Raw genomic sequence first — 22,534 nt, forward strand, 5'->3', positions numbered from 1 at the left:
CCGCCGGTCACGCGCAGGTCAGCGTGATCCGCCGCGCCGGCTTGTCGAACAGGATCGACGAACAGCGCGCCAGCATGTCCGCGCCCAGGTTCAGCCGGTCGCGCGCCGGATCGGCCTTCTTGCCGCGCGCAACCACCACCAGCTCGTCCGGATCGGGCTCCGCCTCCGCGATCGCCGAGGTGCGGCCGTAATCGCCGTTTCGCGCGCCCAGCACCGCGAGCTGGAGCGGCCCGATCGCCAGCGGCCGCGCCAGCGTCAGCGTGCGCACCGGGCGGGCTATGCCGAAGGCGATCTCGACCGGCGCCGGCGCGCCCGACAGCGTGCCGCCCTGCGCCGCCGCCAGCCGCACCGCCGCCCCCGCCGTCGCCAGCGTGCGCGGATGATGCGGGTCGAAGCGCAGCCGCATCGGCTGGCCGCCGACCAGGATCATCGCGTCGCTCGCGCCCCAGTCGCCGAACAGGCCGCCGGCCTTCATCATCGGCAGCGTCACCGTCCGCTCGCCCGCGATCGGCGGCCGCAGCGTGAAGCGGACCAGCGGCTCGGGCAGCCCGCCCGGGCCGATGGCGCCGGCGATCCCGGCGGTCCGCGCCTGCACCGCCCAACCGATCCGCCGCTTGAACGGCGCGGCCCCGGGCAGCACGACCGGAGCGACCGCCGTGTGCCCCGTGAACAGGCGCGGCCCGACCGCAAACCGCATCGCGAACGGCCCCGGTTTCAGCCCGGCGAGCGCGGCATGCCCCGAATCGAGCATCGGCATCGCGATCATCGCCGGGTCGATCCGCATGGTCATGGCCGCACCCCCCACCCGCGCCGCTACCAACCCGTCCGCCGGCACCAGCCGTTCGCGCGGTGCGTCCTTCGCGGGCAGCGCCGCCGCGACCGCGAGCCCCATGATCGCCGCTGCCCCGAGCCGTCTCGCCATGCCACCGCCCCCGGCGGCGAAAGCGCCGCGACGACAAGCTGTCATGTCACGGCCGTAACAATCAAGGGCGAAGCATGGACCAAAGCGGAATCGCACCCTGGCGCGAAGTGCGGCCGCTCCGTGTCCGGCGCTGCTCGATCGTCGCCGACGCCGCCGATGATCGCGGACCCGCCACCCGCCGGACGCACCGGCCGCACCGGTGCGCGAGCCCTGGTCTTCTTTCCCCGCCCCCTCGACCCTGCCCATCACCGCGCCTACATCGCGGGCAATGCCCCCCGAAACCCTGCCCACCCTCCAGCGCGTCTTCGGCTTTCCCGGTTTCCGCGGCGTCCAGGCCGATGTGGTCGGCCGCGTGCTCGACCGGCGGCGGACGCTGGCGGTGATGCCGACCGGCGCCGGCAAGTCGCTCTGCTATCAACTTCCCGCGGTGATGATGGACGGGTGCTGCGTCGTCGTCTCGCCGCTCATCGCGCTGATGCACGATCAGCTCCGCGCGGCCGAGGCGGTCGGCATCCGCGCCGCGACGCTGACCAGCGTCGACCAGAATCGCGGCGAGACCATCGCGCGGTTCCGCGACGGGGCGCTCGACCTGCTCTATGTCGCGCCCGAACGCGCCTCGTCGGGCCATTTCCGCGATCTTCTGGAAAGCGCCCGGTTGTCGCTGTTCGCGATCGACGAGGCGCATTGCGTCAGCGAATGGGGCCATGACTTCCGGCCCGACTATCGGCTGCTCGCACCGCTGATGGATCATTTCCCGGACGTGCCGCGCCTGGCGCTGACCGCGACCGCCGATGCGCATACCCGCGCCGACATCCTGCAACAGCTCGGCATCGACCGGGAGGGGTTGATTGTGTCCGGCTTCGACCGGCCGAACATCCGCTATGCCATCTCGCCGCGCAGCAACCTGAACCAGCAGCTCGCCGACGTGATCCGCGCCAATCCCGGCCCCGGCATCGTCTATGCCCAGACCCGCGCCGCGACCGAGAAGCTGGCCGAGGCGCTGGCCCGCACCGGCCGGCCCACCCGCGCCTATCATGCCGGGCTGGACCCCGCGATCCGCGCGAAGAACCAGGCCGATTTCGTCGCCAGCGAGGATATGGTGATCTGCGCCACGGTCGCGTTCGGCATGGGCATCGACAAGCCCGACGTGCGCTTCGTCGCCCATGCCGGCCTGCCCAAGTCGATCGAGGGCTATTATCAGGAGACCGGTCGCGCCGGTCGCGACGGCGATCCCTCGGTCGCGCACATGTTCTGGGGGGCGGAGGATTTCGCCCGCGCCCGTCAGCGGATCGGCGAGGTCGAGCCCGAACGCCAGCCCGGCGAGCGCCAGCGGCTGAGCGCGCTGGGTGCGCTGGTCGAGACGGGCGGGTGCCGCCGCCATGTGCTGCTCCGCCATTTCGGCGAGAACCCGGTCGAGGATTGCGGCAATTGCGACAATTGCCTGGGCTCGCCCGACGCGCGCGACGCGACCGAGACCGCGCGCAAGTTCCTGTCCGCCGTCTTCCGCACCGGGCAGATGTTCGGCGCGACCTATGTCGAGCAGGTGCTGTGCGGCCAGTCGACCGAGCGCAGCCTGATGAACGGGCACGAGAATCTGTCGGTGTGGGCGATCGTCGACGGCGACGAGGTGGGGCTGATCAAGCCGGTGCTGCGCGCGCTGATGCTGCGCGACGCCCTACGCACCAACGCGCATGGCGGGCTGGAATTCGGCCCCGCCGCGCGCGCGCTGCTGAAGGGCGAGGCGTCGCTGTCGGTGGTCGTGCCCCCCAAGCGCGAGCGGCGCGGTCGCAGGGCGGGCGCGGCGACGGCCGCGAACCCCGCCGACAATCCGCTGTTCGAGGCGCTGCGCACGCGCCGCCGCGAACTGGCCCAGGCGGCCGGCGTGCCGCCCTATGTCATCTTCCACGACTCGGTGCTGCGCGACATGGCGGCGCAACGGCCCGCCAGCCGGGCGGAACTGGCGCTGCTGTCGGGCATCGGCGCGCGCAAGCTGGATGCGTATGGCGACGCGTTCCTGGAGGTGATCCGGGGGGCGTGATCGACGGCTGGACGGGTTCGCGCTAGCAAGGCTAGTTTTCTCCTTCCCGTGTCCCGGCGAAGGCCGGGGAACGGGAAGGTCGTGCGTTACGACCCCCGTGCTACCGCACGTCCCGCCCGCAGTCGGGAATTCGCCGTCGTGTCCGCATCACGCCCACGCGCCATCTTCCCCCGCCCCCGCCGCTTCAGTAAGGCGCGGGACATGGCCCAGATCCGCACCCTCAACGAGTCCGTCGCCGTCGCCCCGCAGATCGTCCCGGCCGATGTGCCGGTGATCAAGCAGGCGGGCTTCGTCGCCATCGTCAACAACCGGCCGGACGGCGAGGAGCCGGGCCAGCCGAGCGGCGATTCCATCCGCGAGGCGGCGGAAGCGGCCGGTCTCGCCTATACCGCGATCCCCGTGACTCCCGCCGGCATCGGCCATGCCGAACTGGATGCGATGGTGCAGGCGCTGACCGCCGCCGACGGGCCGGTGCTGGCCTATTGCCGGTCGGGCACGCGCTCGTGCAACCTGTGGGCGCTCGCCGCCGCCCGTGCCGGCCGCAACCCGACGCTGCTGATCGCCCAGGCCGAGGCGGCCGGCTACGACCTGTCGGCGCTGCGCCCCACGCTCGAGTCGCTCTCGGCCGCCCAGTGATCGCCGCCGACGCCGTCCTGATCGGCGGCGGCGGCGTGGCGGCGCTATTGGTGGTCGTCCCGCTCGGCCTATGGCTGTGGCGGCGCCGCACGCCGCCGCGGATCGACGGACCGGAGGAAGCCGTCGCCGCGGTCGAGCAGATGCTGCCCGGCTTCCCGGTCAGCGCCGCCGTGGTCGGCGCGGATGGGCTGGGCGCACTGGCGGTGACCGCGGACGGCCGGATCGCCGCCGTCCGCCGTGTCGGCCGCCGGCTGCTGGCGCGGGAAGTGCCGTGGCGCGTCGTCCGCGCGACCCGCGACGGGATCCTGGTGGAGACGGGCGACCGCCGGCTGGGCACCGTGCTGCTCGCCCGGGTCGACGCGCTCGATATCCGCCGCCTCACACCCAAGGGGATCGAATGGTGACCACGCCCAGCGCGCTCTACAAGCAGTTCATCGACTGGATCGGCGACGGCACCGGCCTGCCCGACACGATCCTGCACATCCATGCCGGCCTCGCCGTGCTGATGCTCGCCCGCGTCGTCACCCGCCGCTCGCTCGGCAGCCTGGTGCCGCTGTCGGTGGTGGTCGCGGCGGAGGCGTTCAACGAGATCATGGACCGGCTCTATTACGGCTCGTGGCGCTGGAGCGACACGTTGGGCGACATCGCCAACACGCTGTTCTGGCCGCTGGTCATCTGCCTGGGAATCCGCCTGCGCCCGCTGCTCCACCGGCGCGGGCTTTAAGCAAAGCTGGATCACAGCGTTATTGGATCGAAGTGGAACGCGACGAAAAAAACCCGGTGCGTTTCCGCACCGGGCTGAGGGTCGTCCGCAGGAGGAACATCGGTGGGGTGCGGGGGACCGTCCCCCGCACCCGAACAGTCAATTATAGGCGCGCTCGCCATGCTCGCCGAGGTCGAGGCCTTCATATTCGACCTCCTGGCTGACCCGCAGGCCGGTGACGGCCTTGGCGACGAGGATGGCGATGACGGTGCCGATCGACGCCCAGACGATGGTCACGACGACCGCCTCGATCTGGACGAGCAGCTTGGTGCCGATCGCATAGTCCGCCGCGCCCGGCCCGCCGAGCGACGGGGCATAGACGATCGCGGTGCCGATCGCGCCGATCATGCCGCCGACGCCGTGGACGCCGAACGCGTCGAGCGCATCGTCATAGCCGAGCTTGGGCTTGAGCACCGAGACGGCGAAGAAGCAGATGATCGAGGCGACCGCACCCAGCACGATCGCGCCGAACGGGCCGCTGTTGCCCGCCGCCGGGGTGACCGCGACCAGGCCGGCGATGATGCCCGAGCAGAAGCCCAGGGCCGAGCCCTTGTGGCCGCGCGCGCGCTCGATCAGCATCCAGAACAGCGCGCCGGACGCGGTGGCGACGAAGGTGTTGATCATCGCCAGGCCGGCGGTGCCGTTGGCCTCCAGCGCCGAGCCGGCGTTGAACCCGAACCAGCCCACCCAGAGCAGGCCGGTGCCGACGCCGGTCAGCGTCAGCGAGTGCGGCGGCATCGGCTCGCGCGGGTAGCCCAGCCGCTTGCCGAGCATGATCGCGGCGACCAGCGCCGACACGCCGGCGTTGATGTGCACGACGGTGCCGCCGGCGAAGTCGAGCGCCCCGGCCTTGAAGAACACGCCCGACGAGGCCCAGACCATGTGCGCGATCGGGAAATAGACGATCGTCAGCCAGACGAGCGCGAACACCATCACCGCCGAGAACTTCATCCGCTCGACCACCGAGCCCAACACCAGCGCGACGGTGATCGCGGCGAAGGTCATCTGGAAGCAGACGAAGACATATTCGGGGATCTCGACGCCCGGCGTGAAGGTCGCCGCCTGGGTCGTGGAGGTCACGCCCTTCAGGAACGCCTTGTCCAGGCTGCCGACGAATTGCGACAGGAAGGTGTTGGACACGTCTGGTCCGAACGCCATGCTGTAGCCCCACATCACCCAGACCAGCATCGCCAGACAGGCGACTGCGCCGATCTGGGTCATGGTCGACAGCATGTTCTTCGACCGGGTCAGGCCGCCATAGAACAAGGCCAGGCCCGGCAGGATCATCATCAGCACCAGCACGGTGGAGGTCATCATCCAGGCGGTGTCGCCCTTGTTGACGACCGCCGTCGGCGCGGCGGGCGGCGCCTGCAACGTCGCCGACTGCGCCCAGGCGGGCAGCGCGGCACAGAGCGCGGCCACCAGGCCCACCCCGGCGGCGATCTTGATCGCTTGCTTCATCTTACCCCCCTTTGCCTCAGAGCGCCGCATCGTCGGTCTCGCCGGTGCGGATGCGCACCGCCTGTCCGACATCGAGCACGAAGATCTTGCCATCGCCGATCGCGCCGGTGTTGGCCGCCTGCTGCACCGCCTCGACCACGCGGTCGGCGATGGCGGCGGCGCAGACCACCTCGATCTTGATCTTGGGCACCATGTTGGTGCTGTATTCCGCGCCGCGATAGATTTCGGTCTGACCCTTCTGGCGGCCGAACCCCTTGACCTCGGTGACCGTCATGCCCGCGACGCCCAGCGTCGTCAGGGCTTCGCGCACCTCGTCGAGCTTGAACGGCTTGATGACCGCAATGACCAGTTTCATCCCGCCCCCTTTGATGGCTGTTGATGCTGGCGTTGCATCGCAACAGCCGTGCCAAAATCCGAAATGGCGGGATTTGCGGGAGATAGGCAGCGGCAGCGGAGGCACGCAGCGGCGGTGCAACGATTAATTAAGCAGCAATCCCGGCCGCTGCCTGTTTTTCAGGCAGGCAGAATGTCGCGTGCGGCGGACAGCTCGTCCTCATCGACCATCACGCGCACGGGGATCAGCAGATAGCTGCCGTCGGCGATGCTCGCGCCGCCATCGAAGGCGACCGCCTCGATCCCCTCGGACTCGAGCCGGCCGACCAGGATCATCGCCTCGTTGCGCGCATATCGTCCGAGTTCGACCAGGGCCATGCGGGTGAAGCGCCGCGCGGGGCGGATCGTTCCGTCTGCGGATCATTGACCCTCGCCGGGTGAGGGGGGCGACCATATCTTTCCTACAGGGCGATCGCATACCGATCCGATCCCGCCGATCCCGTGCAGCCCACCGGCCTTCGCGACTCGGTGAAAGCCGAAAGCGCGCGGCGTTGGCAGCAAGAGAATCGCGAGGCGGTCGCCGGCTGGAACCAGTGGATCGAGGAAAACGGCCTGCCGCTGGCGCGCTATTGCTTGTTCTGATGGCGCAACGACTTGTCGGCCGTGACAGTTAGGCACCCCTGACCAATGGCCATCAAACCTTGCTACTGATCAACACGCTCCCTCACGCGCCATCCCGGCGAAGGCCGGGATCCAGGTGCGAGACGCTGGTGATCATCACCTCCGCTCCGTAACCGGACCCCGGCGTCCGCCGGGGTGGAAGCTCGCGGGGACGAAACGTCAACTTTCGCAAGCTCCCCTCTCCTCGGGGTGGTGTGAATGAAGGGGAGCGGACGATCATCCCCCCTCGCCCTCACACCGCCGTGCCGCCCACCGTCAGCCCCTCGACCAGCAGGGTCGGCTGGCCGACGCCGGCCGGCACGCCCTGCCCGCCCTTGCCGCAGACGCCGATCCCCTCGTCCAGCGCGAAGTCGTTGCCGATGCCGGTCACCTTGGTCAGCACGGTCGGCCCGTCACCGATCAGCGTCGCGCCCTTGATCGGCGCGCCGATCCGGCCATTCTCGATCCGGTACGCCTCGGTGCAGGAGAAGACGAACTTGCCCGACACGATGTCGACCTGCCCGCCGCCGAACGACTTGGCGAAGATGCCGGTCTTCACCCGCGACAGCAGCTCGGCCGGATCGTCCTGCCCGCCCTTCATGAAGGTGTTGGTCATGCGCGGCATCGGCGCATGGGCGAAGCTCTCGCGCCGGCCGTTGCCGGTCGCCGCCATGCCCATCAACCGGGCGTTGAGCCGGTCCTGCATATAGCCCTTGAGGATGCCGTCCTCGATCAGCACCGTCTCGCGCGTCGGCGTGCCCTCGTCGTCGATCGACAGCGAGCCGCGCCGGTCGGCGAGCGACCCGTCATCGACCACCGTCACGCCGGGCGCGGCGACCCGCTCGCCCAGCCGGCCGGAAAAGGCCGAGGTGCCCTTGCGGTTGAAGTCGCCCTCCAACCCGTGGCCGATCGCCTCGTGCAGCAGGATGCCCGGCCAGCCCGGCCCGAGCAGCACGGTCATCTCGCCGGCCGGCGCGGCGACCGCGTCGAGATTGACCAGCGCCTGGGCCAGCGCCTCGTCGATCCCGCGGTTCCAGGTCGCCGCGTCGAACAGCCGGTCGTAGAGATAGCGGCCGCCGATGCCGAAGCTGCCCGTCTCGCGCCGGCCGTTCTGCTCGACCACGATCTGGATGTTGAGCCGCACCAGCGGCCGCACGTCGGTGGCGACGAAGCCGTCAGCGCGAACGATCTCGACCACGCCCCAGGAGCCGGACAGCGACACCGACACCTGCGCCACGCGCGGATCGCGGGCACGCGCCGCCGCGTCGATCGTCTGGCAGAGGTTCACCTTGTCGGCGAAGGGCACCAGGTCGAGCGGATCGGCATCGGTATAGAGGTGCCGGTTGGTGCCGGCCGGCGCCGGTGCCCGCGCGGCGGCGGACGGGTCGATCAGCGCCATCGTCTGCCCGGCGCGGCGGATCGCCGCCTCGCTCAGCTCATTGGCATGGGCGAAGGCGGTCGTCTCGCCCGACACCGCGCGCAGGCCGAAGCCGGCATTGGTGTCGTAGGAGGCGGTCTTCAGCCGGCCGTCGTCGAAGCCGAACGCCTCCGACTTGCGATATTGCAGATAGAGTTCGCCGTCATCGGCGCCGCCGAGCGCGTCGCTGGTGAGGCGCTGCGCCGTCTCGGGCGACAATTCGCGGTAGAGGAAGCCGCGCGGGTCCTGATAGGTCATGGGCCACAATATAGGGGCGGCGCGGCCGACGTCCATGGACCGCCGGCTTGACCCAGGCTTGACCCAGGCTTGACCCAGGCTTGACCTTGCCCGCGGGCCTATCCATCCCCCCGGCGATGAGCGACATCCGCCTGCATCCCGACTGGCTCGCCGCGCTGCGGCCCGAGTTCGACAGCGACTATATGGCGACGCTGACGGCGTTCCTGGCCGAGGAGCGCCGCGCCGGGCCGGTCTTCCCCGCGCCCGCCGACTGGTTCCGCGCGCTCGACCTGACGCCGCCCGACCGGGTCCGGGTCGTGATCCTGGGCCAGGACCCCTATCATGGCGACGGGCAGGCGCACGGCCTGTCCTTCTCGGTGCCCCCCGGGGTGAAGCCGCCGCCCAGCCTGGCCAACATCTTCCGCGAGATGGAGAGCGACCTGGGCATCCCGCGCGCGCCGCACGGCACGCTCGACCATTGGGCGCAGCAGGGCGTGCTGCTGCTCAATTCGGTGCTGACGGTGCGGCGCGGCGCCGCTGCCTCGCACCAGAAGCGCGGCTGGGAACAGTTCACCGACGCGATCATCCGCCATGTCGCGGCCGAGCCGCGCCCAATCGTCTTCATCCTGTGGGGCGCCTATGCGCAGCGCAAGGCCGGCTTCGTCGAAGCGGCGGGCGGCGGGCGGCACTGCATCATCCGGTCGGCGCATCCGTCGCCGCTGGCGGCGCGTAACGGCTTCTTCGGCTCGCGTCCCTTCTCGCGCGCCAACGCCTTCCTGGTCGCGCACGGCCAGCCGCCGATCGACTGGGCGCTGCCGCCGGTATAGGCGCGACCTCCGCAACAGAGACGATACCACCCCGGCGAAGGCTGGAATCCAGTTGGGAAACGCTGCTGGCTGACCGCCACCGTTCCGTAACTGGGCCCCGGCCTTCGCCGGGGGGGGGGGGGCTTTGAGGGTGTGGGTGGCCGGCTTCTCGAAGCCCGGGCACCCCTCTGGCAATCAGGCGCTGGCGCCGTCCGGATGGTCGGGCAGCGTCGACTGGTCCTTGCCGTCGGCCGCGCCGCCGATCAGCACGAAGCGGCGATCGCAATAGCCACAATCGACATAGCCTTCCTCGTCGATCTGCAGCCAGACGCGCGGATGGCCGAGCGCGGCGCCTCCGGGAATGTCGCTGGCGCCGTCACAGGCGACGCGGGGCTGGCTGACACGGGTGATTTCGAGCGGCGGATGCATGGTGCTGCGATAGCAAGGAGCATTGTGGTCAGGCAAGCACCGGCCTATCGCGAACCGCATGACTGATGCGGCGATTTCGATCCAGGGCCTGGGCAAGACCTATGCGGGCGGCAAGCGGGCGCTGGACGGGGTGACGTTCGACGTGCCCCGCGGCCAGATCTTCGGGCTGCTCGGCCCCAATGGCGCGGGGAAGTCGACGCTGATCAACATCCTGGCGGGGCTGGTGAACCGGACGGAAGGCACCGCCTCCATCTGGGGGTTCGACATCGCCGAGCATCCGCGCAACGCCAAGGCGTCGATCGGCATCGTCAACCAGGAGATCCTGTTCGATCCCTTCTTCACGCCGATCGAAACGCTGGAGATCCAGGCCGGACTGTACGGTGTACCCAAGGCCGAGCGGCGGTCGATGGAGCTGCTCCAGGCGGTGCATCTGGCCGACAAGGCCAATGCCTATGCGCGCACCCTGTCGGGCGGCATGAAGCGGCGGCTGATGGTCGCCAAGGCGATGGTCCATTCGCCGCCGGTGCTGGTGCTGGACGAGCCGACCGCGGGCGTCGACATCCAGCTCCGCCAGCAGCTGTGGGACTATGTCCGCGAGCTCAACGCCGGCGGGGTGACGGTGGTGCTGACCACCCATTATCTCGAAGAGGCCGAGGAGCTGTGCGACCGGATCGCGATCATCAACCATGGTCGCCTGATCACCAACGAGCCGACCCGCGCGCTGGTCGGCCGCGCGCAGGAGAAGGTGGTCGCCGTCACCGTCGACCGCGACGTCGCCGCGCCGCCGGCGAACGCCTGTTTCCAGAAGATCGTGCTGAAGGGCGAGCGGACGCTGGAGATCACCTATGCCAAGGACAAGGTGAATGCCGGCGAGGTGCTGGCTGCGATCCAGGCGGCCGGGCTGGGCATCGTCGATGTCTCCACCAAGGAAGCGGACCTGGAGGACGTGTTCCTCAGTCTGACGCGCGGCGAGGGGTAAGGCTGGCGTCCTTCAACGCGCCATTTTCCGACGTACCTGTTCCCCGGCGGAGGCCGGGGCCCGGTTGCGGGACGCTGGTGACGACGCGAGCGCTCCGTTACACCCACCTTTTCAACTGGGCCCCGGCCTTCGCCGGGGAACAGGAAACAATCGGGAACGCCCCTACTTCTTCGCCAGCAGCTCCGCCGACCGGCGCGTCAGCGTCACCGCCTCGTCGATCAGGCGGGCGGCATGATCCTGGTCACGCTCGCGCACGGCGATCGCCACACAGTTCACAGCTTCGGAACGCAGACGCGCGGCGCGATCGCGCAGGCGATCGGCCTTGGACAGGATACTCACAGTCCCGGTTGAAAGCGGGGTGGCCGCTTCGGTTCCCCGATCGTCCAACGGTTCGTCGCATTGCCCGGCCATCGCTTCTCCACATCACTTCCCCCTGTCACATCCCCGCCCTCCTGTGCCAGAGCGGCGGGATGTATCCGTCGCCCCGCCCCGCGCCCTCGTTCGAAAGCCCGTCCGCATGAGCGGCCGCCGATCCGATGTGCTGATCGTCGGCTCCGGCGCGGCGGGGCTGACCGCCGCGCTCAACCTGGCCGAGCGCTTCCAGGTCACGGTGCTGGCGAAGGGCGCGCTGAACGAAGGCTCCACTGCCTGGGCGCAGGGCGGCATCGCCGCGGTGTTGGAGCCGGGCGACACGTTCGACAGCCATATCGAGGACACGATGGTCGCGGGCGCCGGCCTGAACGACCGCGCCACCGTCGAGTTCGTCGTCGAGCGCGCCCCCGCCGCGATCGAGCAACTTCGCAAGCTGGGCGTCCCCTTCGCGATGGAGGGCGATGCGCTGCACCTGACGCGCGAGGGCGGCCATTCGCACCGTCGCATCGTCCATGTCGCCGACGCCACCGGCTGGGCGGTGCAGGAGGCGCTGCAACGCGCCGCCGAGGCGCACCCCAACATCACCCTGGTCCCCGACCAGGTCGCGATCGACCTGGCGACCAGCCGGCACGAGCAGCGCTATTCGGGCGCCGACCATGTCTGGGGCGTCTATGCGGTCGACCGGCGGAGCGGCCGGGTCAATCTCTACACCGCGCGCGCCACCATCCTGGCGACCGGCGGCGCGGGGCGCACCTATCTCTTCTCCACCGCGCCGCGCGGCGCGACCGGCGATGGCATCGCCATGGCGTGGCGGGCCGGCGCGCGCGTCTCGAACATGGAGTTCATGCAGTTCCATCCGACCTGCCTCTACAATCTCGACGTGAAGAACTTCCTGATCACCGAGGCGGTGCGCGGCGAGGGCGGGCATCTGCTGCTGCCGCAAGGCGTGCCGGGCGGGGGCGAGCGGTTCATGCCGCGCTTCGACGCGCGCGCCGAACTGGCCCCGCGCGACATCGTGGCGCGTGCGATCGACCATGAGATCAAGCGGCTCGGCCTGGATTACGTCCATCTCGACATCAGCCACCAGCCGGCCGATTTCGTCCGCGCGCACTTCCCGACCATCTACGACAAGCTGCTGGGCCTCGGCATCGACATGACCCGCGCGCCGATCCCGGTGGTGCCGGCGCAGCATTATACCTGTGGCGGCATCGTCGTGGACCGTGACGGGCGCACCGACCTGCCCGGCCTCTATGCGGCGGGCGAGTGTACCCAGTCGGGCCTGCACGGCGCCAACCGGCTGGCGTCCAACTCGCTGCTCGAATGTTTCGTCTATGGCGAATCGGCGGCGGCGCACATCGCGCGGGCCTGGGACGACCTGCCCCCGCCGCCGCCGATCCGCGCCTGGGACGAGAGCCGCGTCACCGATTCGGACGAGGAGGTGGTGATCAAGCAGAACTGGACCGAGATCCGCCGCTTCATGTGGAATTATGTCGGCATCGTCCGCACCACCAAGCGGCTCCAGCGCGCCGCCAGCCGCATCCGCCTGATGACCGAGGAGGTGGCGGACTATTACGGCCATTTCCGCGTCACGCCCGACCTGATCGAGCTGCGCAACCTGCTCCAGAGCGCCGACCTGATCGTCCGCTCCGCGCTCCACCGCAAGGAGAGCCGGGGGCTGCACTATACGCTCGACTATCCGGAGACGCTGCCGGACGCGGTGGACACCATCCTGGTGCCGTGACGGGGCGTTCCACCAGGCTCTTGCGGCGGCAAGGCACACGGTGCTCCCAGCATCGATCCTCCACCCGCCGCGCGCGCCTGCCGCTTCGTCGCAGGACCGCAAAAGCCCCTTTTCCCGCGCCCGCCAGCCGATAAGGATCGGGCACGGCGGTGGTGGATCTTCTGGAACGCATGACTTTTCCGAGGGCGCTGGCCCTGTTGGCCCTGATCGGCGGCGCGGTGGTCGCCTGCGGTTCCGGCACGCGCCTGGGCGGCAGCGGTCGTGCGCCGTCGCGCGAGGACCAGGCGTCGGTCTCGATCCCCGTCCCGCCACCCGCGCCGGCCCGCCCCGCCGCCAATCGCCCGCGCGAGTTGCAGGCGCGGATCGATTCGATCGCCGCCGGCTTCCACGGCCGGTTCGGCATCGCCATCCGCGCGGTCGACGATGGCTGGACGGTCGAGCACGGCGCCCGTCAGCGCCTGCCCCAGCAATCCGTGTCGAAGCTGTGGGTGGCGATGACCGTGCTCGACCAGCGCGACCAGGGCCGCCTCCGCCTTGACGATCCGATCATCGTGCGGCCCGAGGATCTGACGCTGTTCCACCAGCCGATCGCCTTCCTGGTCAAGGCGGGGGGCTACCGGACGAGCGTCGGCGGCCTGCTGACCCGGGCGCTGACGCAGAGCGACAATACCGCCAACGACCGGCTGCTGACCCTGGTCGGCGGGCCTTCGGCGGTGCGGCGGATGATCCAGGCCAAGCGGCTGGGCGAGATCCGCTTCGGCCCCGGCGAGCGGCAGTTGCAGGCGGGCACCGCCGGGCTCACCTGGCAGCCGGCCTATGCGATCGGCAACGCCTTCCAGATCGCCCGCTCGCGCCTGTCGCCCGACGCGCGCAAGGCGGCGCTCGACCGCTATGTCGCCGATCCGCCGGACGGGGCCGCGCCGCTCGCCATCGCCGATGCGCTCGCCCGGCTGGCGCGCGGCGAGATCCTGTCGGAAACCTCGACGCGCATTCTGCTCGACACCATGGCCAGTTCGGTGACCGGCCGCGCCCGCCTGCGCGCGGCGCTGCCGGCCGGCTGGAAGATCGCGCACAAGACCGGCACCGGGCAGGACCTGGGCGTGCGCAACGCCGGCTTCAACGATGTCGGGCTGCTCACCGCGCCGGACGGCCGGCGCTATGCGCTGGCGGTGATGATCGGCGACTCCATCCGGCCGATCCGCGAGCGTCAGATGCTGATCCAGGCGGTGGCCGCCGCGCTCACCCAATATGTCCAGGCGCATCCATCAAATGCGGCCAGACTCAACAGCTTGCAATAAGGCGCTCCCCGCCCGCGCGTGGATTTGCTAGGCCCGGCCCCGATGCCCCATCTCTATCTCGTCGACGGCTCCGGCTATATCTTCCGCGCCTATCACCGGCTGCCGCCGCTCACCAACAAGCATGGCGAGCCGGTCGGCGCTGTCTATGGCTATACGACGATGCTGTGGAAGCTGGTCGACGAGGTGAACGCCGCCGACGGGCCGACGCACATGGCCATCGTGCTCGACAAATCGTCCAAGACGTTCCGCAACGAGCTGTACGACCAGTACAAGGCGCATCGGCCGCCGCCGCCCGAGGACCTGGTCCCGCAATTCCCGATGATCCGCGACGCCACCCGCGCCTTCTCGCTGCCCTGCATCGAGGAAGCCGGGCTGGAGGCGGACGATCTGATCGCCTGCTACGCCCGCGCCGCCCTGGCGCAAGGCTGGCAGGTGACGATCGTGTCGGGCGACAAGGACCTGATGCAGCTGGTCGAGGATGGCAGCCTCGACATGCTCGACACGATGAACAACCGTCGGCTGGGCGAATCCTATGTCGAGGAGAAGTTCGGCGTCGGGCCGAAGAAGCTGGGCGACGTGCTGGCGCTGATGGGGGACAGCGTCGACAATGTCCCCGGCGTGCCGGGCATCGGTCCCAAGACCGCCGCCAAGCTGATCGTCGAGCATGGCGACCTGGAATCAGTCCTCGCCGCCGCGCCCGAGATGAAGAAGGGCAAGCTGCGCGACAATCTCATCGAACATGCCGACAATGCCCGACTGTCGAAGCGGCTGGTGACGCTGGAATGCAACGCGCCGCTGCCGACGCCGCTGGAGGAGCTGGCGCTGCACCCGGCGATCCCGGACGCGCCGTTGCGCGCCTTCCTGGAGCATCACGGCTTCCGCTCGCTGATCAACAAGCTGGGCCAGATCGCCGACGCGCCGGTCGCGCCCGCCGCCGGGCCGGCGACCGACGCGCCGATCCCGGACGAGCCGGCCTGCGACCTCGACTCCTATGTCACCGTGCAGGACCTCGACACGCTCGACCAGTGGATCGCCGAGGCGGTGCACCAGGGGTTCGTTGCGATCGATACCGAGACCAGCTCGACCGACGCGACCCAGGCCAATTTGGTCGGCGTCAGCCTTGCGCTCGCGCCCAACCGCGCCTGCTACGTCCCGCTCGGCCATGGCGGCAGCGACCTGCTGGCAGACGTGCCGGTGCAGATCCCGGTCGAGGCGGCGCTGGCGCGGATCAAGGCGCTGTGCGAGGACGAATCGGTCCTCAAGATCGGCCAGAACCTCAAGTTCGACATGATCGTGCTGGGCGAGCGCGGCATCAGCATTGCTCCGCATGACGACACGATCGTGATGAGCTTCGACCTGGACGCCGGGCTGCATGGCCACGGCATGGACGAACTGGCGGCGACGCACCTCTCCCACAGCTGCCTCGCCTTTAAGGAGGTGGTCGGCACCGGCAAGAAGCAGCTCGGCTTCCACGAGGTCGATCTCAAGACCGCGACCCGCTATGCCGCCGAGGATGCGGACGTGACGCTGCGGCTGTGGAACCGGTTCAGGGCGCGGCTGCCCGTGGAGGGCGCGACCCGCGTCTACCAGATGGTCGACCGGCCGCTGGTGCCGGTGATCGCGCGCATGGAGCGGCACGGCATCAAGGTCGACCGCGCCCGGCTTGCCGCGCTGTCGGAGGATTTCTCGGGCAAGATCGCCGGGCTGGAGACGGAGATCCACACGCTGGCCGGTGGCCCCTTCACCATCGGCAGCCCCAAGCAGCTGGGCGACGTGCTGTTCGAGCGGCTGGGCCTGAAGGGCGGGCGCAAGGGCAAGTCGGGCGTCTATTCGACCGACGTGACCGAACTGGAGCGGCTGGCCCGCGAGCAGGGCGAGGGCAGCGCCATCGTCCACAAGGTGCTGGAATGGCGCCAGCTCACCAAGCTGAAGAACACCTATACCGATGCGCTCCAGGCGCAGATCAACCCGAAGACCGGCCGCGTCCATACCAGCTACAGCCTGACCGGCGCGCAGACCGGCCGCCTGTCCTCGACCGAGCCCAACCTCCAGAACATCCCGATCCGCACCGAGATCGGCCGCCAGATCCGCGAGGCGTTCGTGGCCGAGGCGGGCCATGTCCTGCTCGCCGCCGACTATTCGCAGATCGAGTTGCGGCTGGCGGCGCACATGGCGGACGTGCCGGCGTTGAAGGCGGCGTTCGCGAACGGCGACGACATCCACAGCCTTACCGCGACCGAATTGTTCGGCGAGGTCAATCGCGACACCCGCGCGCGCGCCAAGACGATCAACTTCGCCATCCTCTACGGCATCAGCCGCTGGGGTCTCGCCGGCCGTCTGGAGGTGTCGGCGGACGAGGCGCAGGCGATGATCGACCGCTATTTCGAGCGCTTCCCCGGCATCAACCGCTACATGGCCGAGACGCTGACCCAGGTCCGCGACCATGGCTTCACCGAGACGCTGTTCGGCCGCAAGACGCATTTCCCGCGCATCAAGTCGAAGAACCAGGGCGAGCGCCAGGGCGCGGAGCGCGCCGCGATCAACGCGCCGATCCAGGGGACCAGCGCCGACATCATCAAGCGGGCGATGGTGCGGATGGAGCCGGCGCTGGCGGCGGCGGGCCTCTCCCATGTCCGGATGCTGCTCCAGGTGCACGACGAACTGGTGTTCGAACTGCCCGAGGCGGATGTCGCCGCGGCGAGCGCGGTGATCCGCGACGTGATGGAACGCGCTGCGGAGCCGGCGGTGACGCTCAGCGTGCCGCTGGGCGTCGAGATCGGCACCGGCCTGTCCTGGGGCGCGGCGCATTGAGCATGACCCTTCGCTGATGTCCGACGACCCTCAAGATATCGACGCGCTCGCCAAGGGCGGGCGGACCAATGTCGCGGGCTTCATCCTGCGGCTGGCGGCACGCATCCCGTTCCTGTTCATCGCCGGCCGCCTCTATGGCCCCGACCTGGTCGGGCGCTTCGCCATCGCGGTGGTGGTGGTCGAGCTGGCGGCGCTGCTCGCGACGCTCGGCATGAAGCGTGGCCTGGCGCAGGCGCTGGCGGCGACCGACCGGCCGCACGCGCATGTCGTTTGGGACGCGATGGCGCTCGCACTGGTCGCCTCGCTGATCGCCAGCGCGGTGCTGTGGCGCTTTCCGCAGCTCCTCTATCCCAATTCGCCGATCGTCGGGCTCGATCGCTGGCTGCCGCTGATCGTGATCGCCATCGCCTGGTCGGACGTCAGCCTGGCGGCGCTGGCCTATCGGCTGAACGTCAAGGCGGCGGTGACCGCACGCGCGGTGGTGGAGCCATGGACGATCTCGGGCGCGGCCTGGGTCTTCTCCTTCGTCACGATCCGCGACGGCCTGGTCCTGTCCTATGTCGCGTCGATGACGGCGGCGCTGCTCGCCTCGATCGTGCCGTTCCTGCGCAGCTATGGCCTGCCGCATGGCTGGCGGCCGCAGCTTGGCCGGCTGGCGCGGCTGGCGCGCGCCAATGCGCCGCTCGCCGGGGCGGACGCGCTGGAATGGGGCAGCCGCAATGTCGACCGCTTCATCCTGGGGCTGGTCTTCACCCCCGCCATCGTCGGCATCTACTATATGGCGCAGCAGGTCGCCTCCCTGCCGCAGAAGCTGAAGACCAGCTTCGACCCCGTGCTCGGGCCCGTCATCACCCGCGCGCTGGCGATCGGCGACCGCGCGGCGGTGGCGCGGCAGGTGCGCCAGGTCGCCTTCTGGATCATCGCCGCGCAGGGCTGCCTCGCCCTCACCGGATCGATCCCGGGCGAGGCGGTGATGGGGATCGTCGGCCCGCAATTCGTCGCGGGCACCGCCGCGCTCGCCTTCCTGCTGTTCGCCGAGGTGCTGGCCTCGCCCGGCGCGGTGTGCGAATCGGCGCTGGTCTATATCGCGCGGCACCGCAACCTCGCCATCTCGGCGGTCATGCTGTTCGTCCAGATCGGCCTCAGCTTCGCCTTCATCTTCCTGATGCGCGCGCTCGACTGGCCGGTGACGTGGCAGGCGGCGGGGCCGGCGGTGGCGCTGATGACCAGCGTGGGGCTGACCTCGCTGATCAAGGCGCGGCTGCTGCGCCGCATCCTGCACGCCCCGGTGTCCCCGTTCCGCTGGCCGATCCTGTGGGCGGCCGGTACGGCGACCGCGGTCGGCGGCGCCTTCACGCTCCTGCCGCCCCGGCTGGAATGGGCGGAGCTGATGTTCGGCGTGCCGGCGATCGCGGGCACCTATCTGTTCATCCTGTGGCGCCGCGCCTTCGGACCGGCCGATCGCGCGCTGTTCGGCAGCGTGCCGTCGGGCGACGATGCCACCCTGCCCAATGTCGGGTCGCCGGTACGCTGACGGAACGACCCGGGGGGTTGGTGCGTAGCCTGATCCGCATAAACCACCAGGGAATCGTATATAATGAAGAAGATCGGACTCCTGCTGCCCGTCGCGGCGGCGCTGGCGTTGGCGGCGTGCGGCGGCAAGGGCGACGACAAGCTCGGCGACCGGGTCGAACAGGCCGCCGACAACCGCGCCGACGCGCTGGAGGCGCAGGCCGACAATCTCGAAGATCAGGCCAAGGCCGTGCGCAAGACCGGCGAACAGCAGGAAGACGCGATCGACGCCGCCGACGTCAATGCCCAGGCGATGAGCAACGGCGAGAAGGAAGCGCTGATCAACGGCAGCGACAAGCTGCGCTGAGGATTATGAGCGGGGCCATGGGCCAGCCATGAACCCGCTCGTACAATGGAATAGCGTGGTGGAGGGCATCCACTCATCCACCACGCCCCACCCCGGCGAGGGCCGGGGTCCAGTAACGCAACCGTCCGGCTGACTTACCACCGTGACCCAACTGGACCCCGGCCTTCGCCGGGGTGGTAGAAGGGTTATACCACTCATCCCTCACATGCCGAAGCTATGGAGGGCTGGCTTCTTATCAATGCCGGAAGTGGCGCATCCCGGTGAACACCATCGCCAGCCCCGCCTCGTCGGCGGCGGCGATCACCTCTTCGTCCCGGATCGAGCCGCCCGGCTGGATCACCGCCGTCGCCCCCGCCTCGACCGCCGCGAGCAGGCCGTCGGCGAAGGGGAAGAAGGCGTCCGAGGCCACCGCCGAGCCGATCGTGCGCGGCTCCGCCCAGCCGGCCTTGTCGGCGGCGTCCTTGGCCTTCCACGCGGCGATCCGCGCCGATTCCAGCCGGTTCATCTGGCCCGCGCCGATGCCGGCGGTGGCATTGTCCTTGGCATAGACGATCGCGTTCGACTTGACGTGCTTGGCGACCGTCCAGGCGAAGCGGCAATCGGCCAGTTCCTGCGGCGTCGGCGCGCGCTTGGTCACCACCTTCAGCATGTCGTCGGTCAGGCGCCCGCCGTCGCGCGACTGGAGCAGCAGCCCGCCCGCGATCGACTTCAGCGCCAGGCCCGGACGCTCCGGATCAGGCAGCTCGCCCGACAGCAGCAGGCGCAGGTTCTTCTTGCGCGCGAACACCGCCTTGGCCGCGTCGCTGGCGTCGGGAGCGACCACCACTTCGGTGAAGATGCCCGAAATTGCCTCCGCCGTCGCCTCGTCCAGCGGGCGGTTGCAGGCGATGATGCCGCCGAACGCCGACACCGTGTCGCAGGCGAAGGCGGCCTTGTAGGCGTCCAGCAGCGTGTCGGCGGTGGCGACGCCGCAGGGGTTGGCATGCTTGACGATCACCACGGTCGGCGGCCCGTCGCGGAACTCGCTGACCAGCTCCAGCGCCGCGTCGGCATCGTTCAGATTGTTGTAGGACAGCGCCTTGCCCTGCAACTGCTCGGCCTGGGCGATGCCGCGACCATGGGGGCCGCGCGGCATGTAGAGCGCCGCCGACTGATGCGGGTTCTCGCCATAGCGGAGCTCGTCGGCATGGCGGGTATAGGCCATGGGCAGCGTCTGCGGGAAATGCTCGCCCTGGTCGGCGAAGGCGAACCACTGCGCGATCGCCGCGTCATAGGCGGCGGTGGCGGCGAAGGCGCGCGCCGCCAGCCGCTTGCGCGTGGCGTGCGTCGTGCCGCCGGCGGCGATCTCCGCGATCACCACCGGATAGTCGGCGGGGTCGGTGACCATCGCGACATAGCCATGGTTCTTGGCGGCGGAGCGGACCATCGCCGGGCCGCCGATGTCGATATTCTCGATCACCTCGTCGCGCTCCGCGCCGCGCAGCACCGTCGCCTCGAAAGGGTAGAGGTTGACGACGACCAGGTCGATCGCGCCGATGCCGTGATCCTGCATCGAGGCGGCATGGCCGGCATCGTCGCGCACCGCGAGCAGGCCGCCATGCACCTTGGGATGGAGCGTCTTGACCCGTCCGTCCATCATTTCCGGGAAGCCGGTCAGCTCCGACACGTCCATCACCGCAAGGCCGGCATCGCGCAGCGCCTTGGCGGTGCCGCCGGTCGACACCAGCTCGACGCCGTGCTGGCTGAGCGCCTGGGCGAACTCGACGATGCCGGTCTTGTCGGACACCGACAGCAGCGCGCGGCGGACGGCAACCATATCGGGAGCGGGAACGGCGACAGGGGTCATGGATGGTCCTCGGGGGATCTGGGAGATGGGAAAGGTTGCGGCGGCCTTACACGCTGGGAGCGGCCGCACCCAAGCCCCCGCCGTCCGATTTTATACCAGCATGGTCGCGGGACCCGCCGATGCCGCCCCCGGCGGCGGAGTGACGGACATCACGCCGCGCGCTTCATCGCCCAGCTAACATGGACGCCGCCGCCGCTCGCCTGGCCGACGATCACCAGCTGGCGGATGCCGACCGGGCGGCCCTGCCCGTCGATCCACAGGCTGTCGTCGATCGACAGCTCGCCGCCCTTGCAGCGGAACTGCCACAGCGCGCCATTGGCGGTGCGCAGCATCACCGCCTGCCCCTCCGCCGCCGGCACCGCCTCCACCCCCGGCCCCAGATGGAAGCGCAGCGTGAAGCCGGCGTCGGACACGGCGCGACGCTTGCCGGCCGGCAGGAGGGCGTCCTCGCCGCGCAGCTCGCGCCCGTCCCCGGTCAGCAGCAGCTGGCGGCGATGGACGAAGCCCCAGCGCGCGGCATAGCCGTCATGGCTGGCCTCGATCCGGCTCGCGCCGTCGGATTCCTGGCGCGACAGCTCGACCTCGGTGACGCCGCGCCCCAGCGTGCCGTCGGGCAGGATGGCGGTGGAATTGCTGTCGGCCAGGGTCAGCGTCGAATGCGCGGCGGTGGTGCGCAACCCCTCCGCCAGGCCGCCGGGCAGCTGCACGACATGGTCGCGCGCGCCGCCGCAATTGACTACCAGCCGGTCCGGCCCGTCGGAGAATTCGAACGCCAGCGTCGAGGCGCAGCCCCCCGCCACCAGCCGGGCGATCGGCGGCGGCGCGGCGTCGACGATCAGCACCGCTCCCGCCGCCGCCAGCCTTTGGTAACCCCAGTCGCGCGACTGACGCAGCGGCCGGGTGCGGATGCAGCTCGCCTCGATCACCGCCGCGATATGCGCCTCGGTCGAGGGCCCGCCGCCCTGCCAGCAGGACAGGGCGCGGTCGCCATGCATCACGCCGAGCAGCGCCGGCACCATGCGCGACAGGGCGGCGCGCATCAGCTCGGGCGGCTCCAGCCCGCGCGCCTCGTAGCAGGCGCGCACCATGCCGAGCAGCATCACCGCCTCCAGCAGGTCGACCGGGCTGCGCGACACCACGCCGCCGTCGCTCAGGATGCCGCTGCCCAGTGCCCGCGCCAGGCCGCGCTCGGCAAAGGCGCGGCGCTGTTCGCCGCCGGGGATCAGCAGCCCGGCGGCGACGATGCCGCTCCACGCCGCGATCCGGCCGGTGCCCGCCACCGCCTGGTCGGCGCAGCGGTCCAGATGCCGGGCCCCGCGCGCCAGCGTGTTGAGCACCTGCGCGCGGTACACCACGTCGGTCGACGACAGGATCAGCGGCGCGTGCGCGGTCCAGAACAGGATGCGCCGCCCCCACAGGGCGGGCGACCAGGCGGGGTCGGTGACCTTGTCGGCATGACGCGCCAGCCAGCGGCTCATCAGCGCCTCCGCCACCGGCACGCCCTGCGACAAGGACCCGGCCATGGACAGGTCGCGCAGCCAGTCGAAGCCATGCAGGTAACGGTCGAAACCCGGCGTCCAGTCGGGCTTGGCCAGGTCCAGCCGCGCCAGATCGCGCGCCTCGCCAAGATAGTTGATCTGCCCGGCCAGCATCGCCCGGCCGCGCGCGACGTCGCCGGGGACCGGGTCGATCGGCACCGCCACCAGCCGCACCGGATGGCGGCCGTTCAGCCGCAGGCGGTGGAGCGGCGTCGCCCAGGCGAAGGCGCGCAGCCGCTCCGCCAGCCGCTCGGCGAGCGACGAGCCGCCGCCACCGGCGGCCCGGACCAGGCGCTTGCCCTCCTCCACGCCGTCGATCGCGGGATCATCGCTGGAACGCGGTCGGAGCATCGCGTCGAGCGCGGGCC

At 70.2% G+C, this 22,534-nt stretch carries 21 protein-coding genes; 12 read left to right on the forward strand and 9 right to left on the reverse strand.

Features of this window, described 5'->3' with window-relative positions; translation table 11 throughout:
- Positions 1-7 precede the first annotated feature (7 nt).
- Positions 8-922 carry a hypothetical protein gene (locus GGQ96_RS11145; protein ID WP_184114598.1) on the reverse strand — a complete coding sequence of 305 codons (915 nt, stop codon included), beginning with the start codon at positions 920-922 and terminating at the stop codon, positions 8-10.
- 268 nt (positions 923-1,190) lie between these two features.
- On the opposite strand from GGQ96_RS11145, the gene recQ reads away from it, so the two are divergent.
- The 4 genes from recQ (at position 1,191) to GGQ96_RS11165 (ending at position 4,320) form a co-directional block, all read left to right on the forward strand.
- A complete protein-coding gene (gene recQ, locus GGQ96_RS11150) occupies positions 1,191-2,960 on the forward strand; it encodes a DNA helicase RecQ (protein WP_184114600.1) in 1,770 nt (589 codons plus the stop codon).
- Between the two features lie 201 nt (positions 2,961-3,161).
- Positions 3,162-3,596, forward strand: a complete 435-nt coding sequence (locus GGQ96_RS11155) for a protein tyrosine phosphatase family protein (protein ID WP_184114602.1) — start codon at positions 3,162-3,164, stop codon at positions 3,594-3,596.
- Positions 3,593-4,000 carry a hypothetical protein gene (locus tag GGQ96_RS11160; RefSeq protein WP_343059010.1) on the forward strand — a complete coding sequence of 136 codons (408 nt, stop codon included), beginning with the start codon at positions 3,593-3,595 and terminating at the stop codon, positions 3,998-4,000. The genes GGQ96_RS11155 and GGQ96_RS11160 overlap by 4 nt, the downstream gene beginning before the upstream one ends.
- Complete coding sequence (locus tag GGQ96_RS11165; protein ID WP_343059011.1) at positions 3,997-4,320, forward strand: hypothetical protein; 324 nt, start codon at positions 3,997-3,999, stop codon at positions 4,318-4,320. Before GGQ96_RS11160 ends, GGQ96_RS11165 begins: the two co-directional genes overlap by 4 nt.
- Before the next feature lie 138 nt (positions 4,321-4,458).
- On the opposite strand, the gene GGQ96_RS11170 is transcribed toward GGQ96_RS11165, so the two are convergent.
- The 3 genes from GGQ96_RS11170 to GGQ96_RS11180 form a co-directional block, all read right to left on the reverse strand.
- Positions 4,459-5,820, reverse strand: a complete 1,362-nt coding sequence (locus tag GGQ96_RS11170; protein ID WP_184114607.1) for an ammonium transporter — start codon at positions 5,818-5,820, stop codon at positions 4,459-4,461.
- Positions 5,821-5,836: 16 nt separating this feature from the next.
- Complete coding sequence (locus tag GGQ96_RS11175) at positions 5,837-6,175, reverse strand: P-II family nitrogen regulator (RefSeq protein WP_184114609.1); 339 nt, start codon at positions 6,173-6,175, stop codon at positions 5,837-5,839.
- A 158-nt stretch (positions 6,176-6,333) separates the two neighbouring features.
- Positions 6,334-6,531 (reverse strand): putative signal transducing protein, encoded by a 198-nt coding sequence (locus GGQ96_RS11180; protein ID WP_184114611.1) that lies wholly within the window; start codon positions 6,529-6,531, stop codon positions 6,334-6,336.
- 123 nt (positions 6,532-6,654) lie between these two features.
- Between GGQ96_RS11180 and GGQ96_RS21680 the strand changes: the two genes are divergently transcribed.
- Positions 6,655-6,795: a type II toxin-antitoxin system CcdA family antitoxin gene (locus tag GGQ96_RS21680; protein WP_343059012.1), complete on the forward strand. Its 141-nt coding sequence runs from the start codon at positions 6,655-6,657 to the stop codon at positions 6,793-6,795.
- Positions 6,796-7,066: 271 nt separating this feature from the next.
- On the opposite strand, the gene tldD is transcribed toward GGQ96_RS21680, so the two are convergent.
- On the reverse strand, positions 7,067-8,524 hold the full coding sequence (tldD, locus tag GGQ96_RS11190; protein ID WP_184114613.1) for a metalloprotease TldD: 1,458 nt from the start codon (positions 8,522-8,524) through the stop codon (positions 7,067-7,069).
- Between the two features lie 80 nt (positions 8,525-8,604).
- Here tldD and ung point away from each other — a divergent pair, with 80 nt between their 5' ends.
- On the forward strand, positions 8,605-9,294 hold the full coding sequence (gene ung, locus GGQ96_RS11195; protein ID WP_184114615.1) for a uracil-DNA glycosylase: 690 nt from the start codon (positions 8,605-8,607) through the stop codon (positions 9,292-9,294).
- Positions 9,295-9,468: 174 nt separating this feature from the next.
- On the opposite strand, the gene GGQ96_RS11200 is transcribed toward ung, so the two are convergent.
- Complete coding sequence (locus GGQ96_RS11200) at positions 9,469-9,702, reverse strand: zinc-finger domain-containing protein (RefSeq protein ID WP_184114617.1); 234 nt, start codon at positions 9,700-9,702, stop codon at positions 9,469-9,471.
- A 58-nt stretch (positions 9,703-9,760) separates the two neighbouring features.
- Between GGQ96_RS11200 and GGQ96_RS11205 the strand changes: the two genes are divergently transcribed.
- Complete coding sequence (locus GGQ96_RS11205) at positions 9,761-10,681, forward strand: ABC transporter ATP-binding protein (RefSeq protein WP_184114619.1); 921 nt, start codon at positions 9,761-9,763, stop codon at positions 10,679-10,681.
- Positions 10,682-10,843: 162 nt separating this feature from the next.
- Here GGQ96_RS11205 and GGQ96_RS11210 read toward each other — a convergent pair whose 3' ends face one another.
- Positions 10,844-11,092, reverse strand: coding sequence for a hypothetical protein (locus GGQ96_RS11210; RefSeq protein WP_184115173.1), 249 nt, complete (start codon positions 11,090-11,092; stop codon positions 10,844-10,846).
- Between the two features lie 106 nt (positions 11,093-11,198).
- On the opposite strand from GGQ96_RS11210, the gene nadB reads away from it, so the two are divergent.
- The 5 genes from nadB (at position 11,199) to GGQ96_RS11235 (ending at position 18,782) form a co-directional block, all read left to right on the forward strand.
- Entirely contained in the window at positions 11,199-12,794 is a 1,596-nt protein-coding gene (nadB, locus tag GGQ96_RS11215; RefSeq protein ID WP_184114621.1) for an L-aspartate oxidase, read from the forward strand.
- 170 nt (positions 12,795-12,964) lie between these two features.
- Positions 12,965-14,092 (forward strand): serine hydrolase, encoded by a 1,128-nt coding sequence (locus tag GGQ96_RS11220; protein ID WP_184114623.1) that lies wholly within the window; start codon positions 12,965-12,967, stop codon positions 14,090-14,092.
- A gap of 42 nt (positions 14,093-14,134) precedes the next feature.
- Positions 14,135-16,903 (forward strand): DNA polymerase I, encoded by a 2,769-nt coding sequence (polA, locus tag GGQ96_RS11225; protein WP_184114625.1) that lies wholly within the window; start codon positions 14,135-14,137, stop codon positions 16,901-16,903.
- A 16-nt stretch (positions 16,904-16,919) separates the two neighbouring features.
- Positions 16,920-18,437: a lipopolysaccharide biosynthesis protein gene (locus GGQ96_RS11230; protein ID WP_184114627.1), complete on the forward strand. Its 1,518-nt coding sequence runs from the start codon at positions 16,920-16,922 to the stop codon at positions 18,435-18,437.
- A 63-nt stretch (positions 18,438-18,500) separates the two neighbouring features.
- A complete protein-coding gene (locus GGQ96_RS11235) occupies positions 18,501-18,782 on the forward strand; it encodes a hypothetical protein (RefSeq protein ID WP_184114629.1) in 282 nt (93 codons plus the stop codon).
- A 235-nt stretch (positions 18,783-19,017) separates the two neighbouring features.
- On the opposite strand, the gene purH is transcribed toward GGQ96_RS11235, so the two are convergent.
- Positions 19,018-20,628: a bifunctional phosphoribosylaminoimidazolecarboxamide formyltransferase/IMP cyclohydrolase gene (gene purH / locus GGQ96_RS11240; protein ID WP_184114631.1), complete on the reverse strand. Its 1,611-nt coding sequence runs from the start codon at positions 20,626-20,628 to the stop codon at positions 19,018-19,020.
- 149 nt (positions 20,629-20,777) lie between these two features.
- Positions 20,778-22,517 (reverse strand): heparinase II/III family protein, encoded by a 1,740-nt coding sequence (locus GGQ96_RS11245; RefSeq protein ID WP_184115109.1) that lies wholly within the window; start codon positions 22,515-22,517, stop codon positions 20,778-20,780.
- Positions 22,518-22,534 lie beyond the last annotated feature (17 nt).

The organism is Sphingomonas abaci (assembly GCF_014199625.1).
GTDB classification, from domain to species: domain Bacteria; phylum Pseudomonadota; class Alphaproteobacteria; order Sphingomonadales; family Sphingomonadaceae; genus Sphingomonas; species Sphingomonas abaci.

Bases quoted from the DNA above. Each gene is read 5' to 3' on its own strand.
- GGQ96_RS11145 (WP_184114598.1), bottom strand. From the start codon at position 922: ATGGCGAGACGGCTCGGGGCAGCGGCGATCATGGGGCTCGCGGTCGCG.
- GGQ96_RS11245 (WP_184115109.1), bottom strand. From the start codon at position 22,517: ATGCTCCGACCGCGTTCCAGCGATGATCCCGCGATCGACGGCGTGGAG.
- polA (WP_184114625.1), top strand. From the start codon at position 14,135: ATGCCCCATCTCTATCTCGTCGACGGCTCCGGCTATATCTTCCGCGCC.
- recQ (WP_184114600.1), top strand. From the start codon at position 1,191: ATGCCCCCCGAAACCCTGCCCACCCTCCAGCGCGTCTTCGGCTTTCCC.
- purH (WP_184114631.1), bottom strand. From the start codon at position 20,628: ATGACCCCTGTCGCCGTTCCCGCTCCCGATATGGTTGCCGTCCGCCGC.
- nadB (WP_184114621.1), top strand. From the start codon at position 11,199: ATGAGCGGCCGCCGATCCGATGTGCTGATCGTCGGCTCCGGCGCGGCG.
- GGQ96_RS11200 (WP_184114617.1), bottom strand. From the start codon at position 9,702: ATGCATCCGCCGCTCGAAATCACCCGTGTCAGCCAGCCCCGCGTCGCC.
- ung (WP_184114615.1), top strand. From the start codon at position 8,605: ATGAGCGACATCCGCCTGCATCCCGACTGGCTCGCCGCGCTGCGGCCC.
- GGQ96_RS11170 (WP_184114607.1), bottom strand. From the start codon at position 5,820: ATGAAGCAAGCGATCAAGATCGCCGCCGGGGTGGGCCTGGTGGCCGCG.
- GGQ96_RS11220 (WP_184114623.1), top strand. From the start codon at position 12,965: ATGACTTTTCCGAGGGCGCTGGCCCTGTTGGCCCTGATCGGCGGCGCG.
- GGQ96_RS11230 (WP_184114627.1), top strand. From the start codon at position 16,920: ATGTCCGACGACCCTCAAGATATCGACGCGCTCGCCAAGGGCGGGCGG.
- GGQ96_RS11210 (WP_184115173.1), bottom strand. From the start codon at position 11,092: ATGGCCGGGCAATGCGACGAACCGTTGGACGATCGGGGAACCGAAGCG.
- GGQ96_RS11175 (WP_184114609.1), bottom strand. From the start codon at position 6,175: ATGAAACTGGTCATTGCGGTCATCAAGCCGTTCAAGCTCGACGAGGTG.
- GGQ96_RS11235 (WP_184114629.1), top strand. From the start codon at position 18,501: ATGAAGAAGATCGGACTCCTGCTGCCCGTCGCGGCGGCGCTGGCGTTG.
- GGQ96_RS11180 (WP_184114611.1), bottom strand. From the start codon at position 6,531: ATGGCCCTGGTCGAACTCGGACGATATGCGCGCAACGAGGCGATGATC.
- tldD (WP_184114613.1), bottom strand. From the start codon at position 8,524: ATGGACGTCGGCCGCGCCGCCCCTATATTGTGGCCCATGACCTATCAG.
- GGQ96_RS11205 (WP_184114619.1), top strand. From the start codon at position 9,761: ATGACTGATGCGGCGATTTCGATCCAGGGCCTGGGCAAGACCTATGCG.
- GGQ96_RS11155 (WP_184114602.1), top strand. From the start codon at position 3,162: ATGGCCCAGATCCGCACCCTCAACGAGTCCGTCGCCGTCGCCCCGCAG.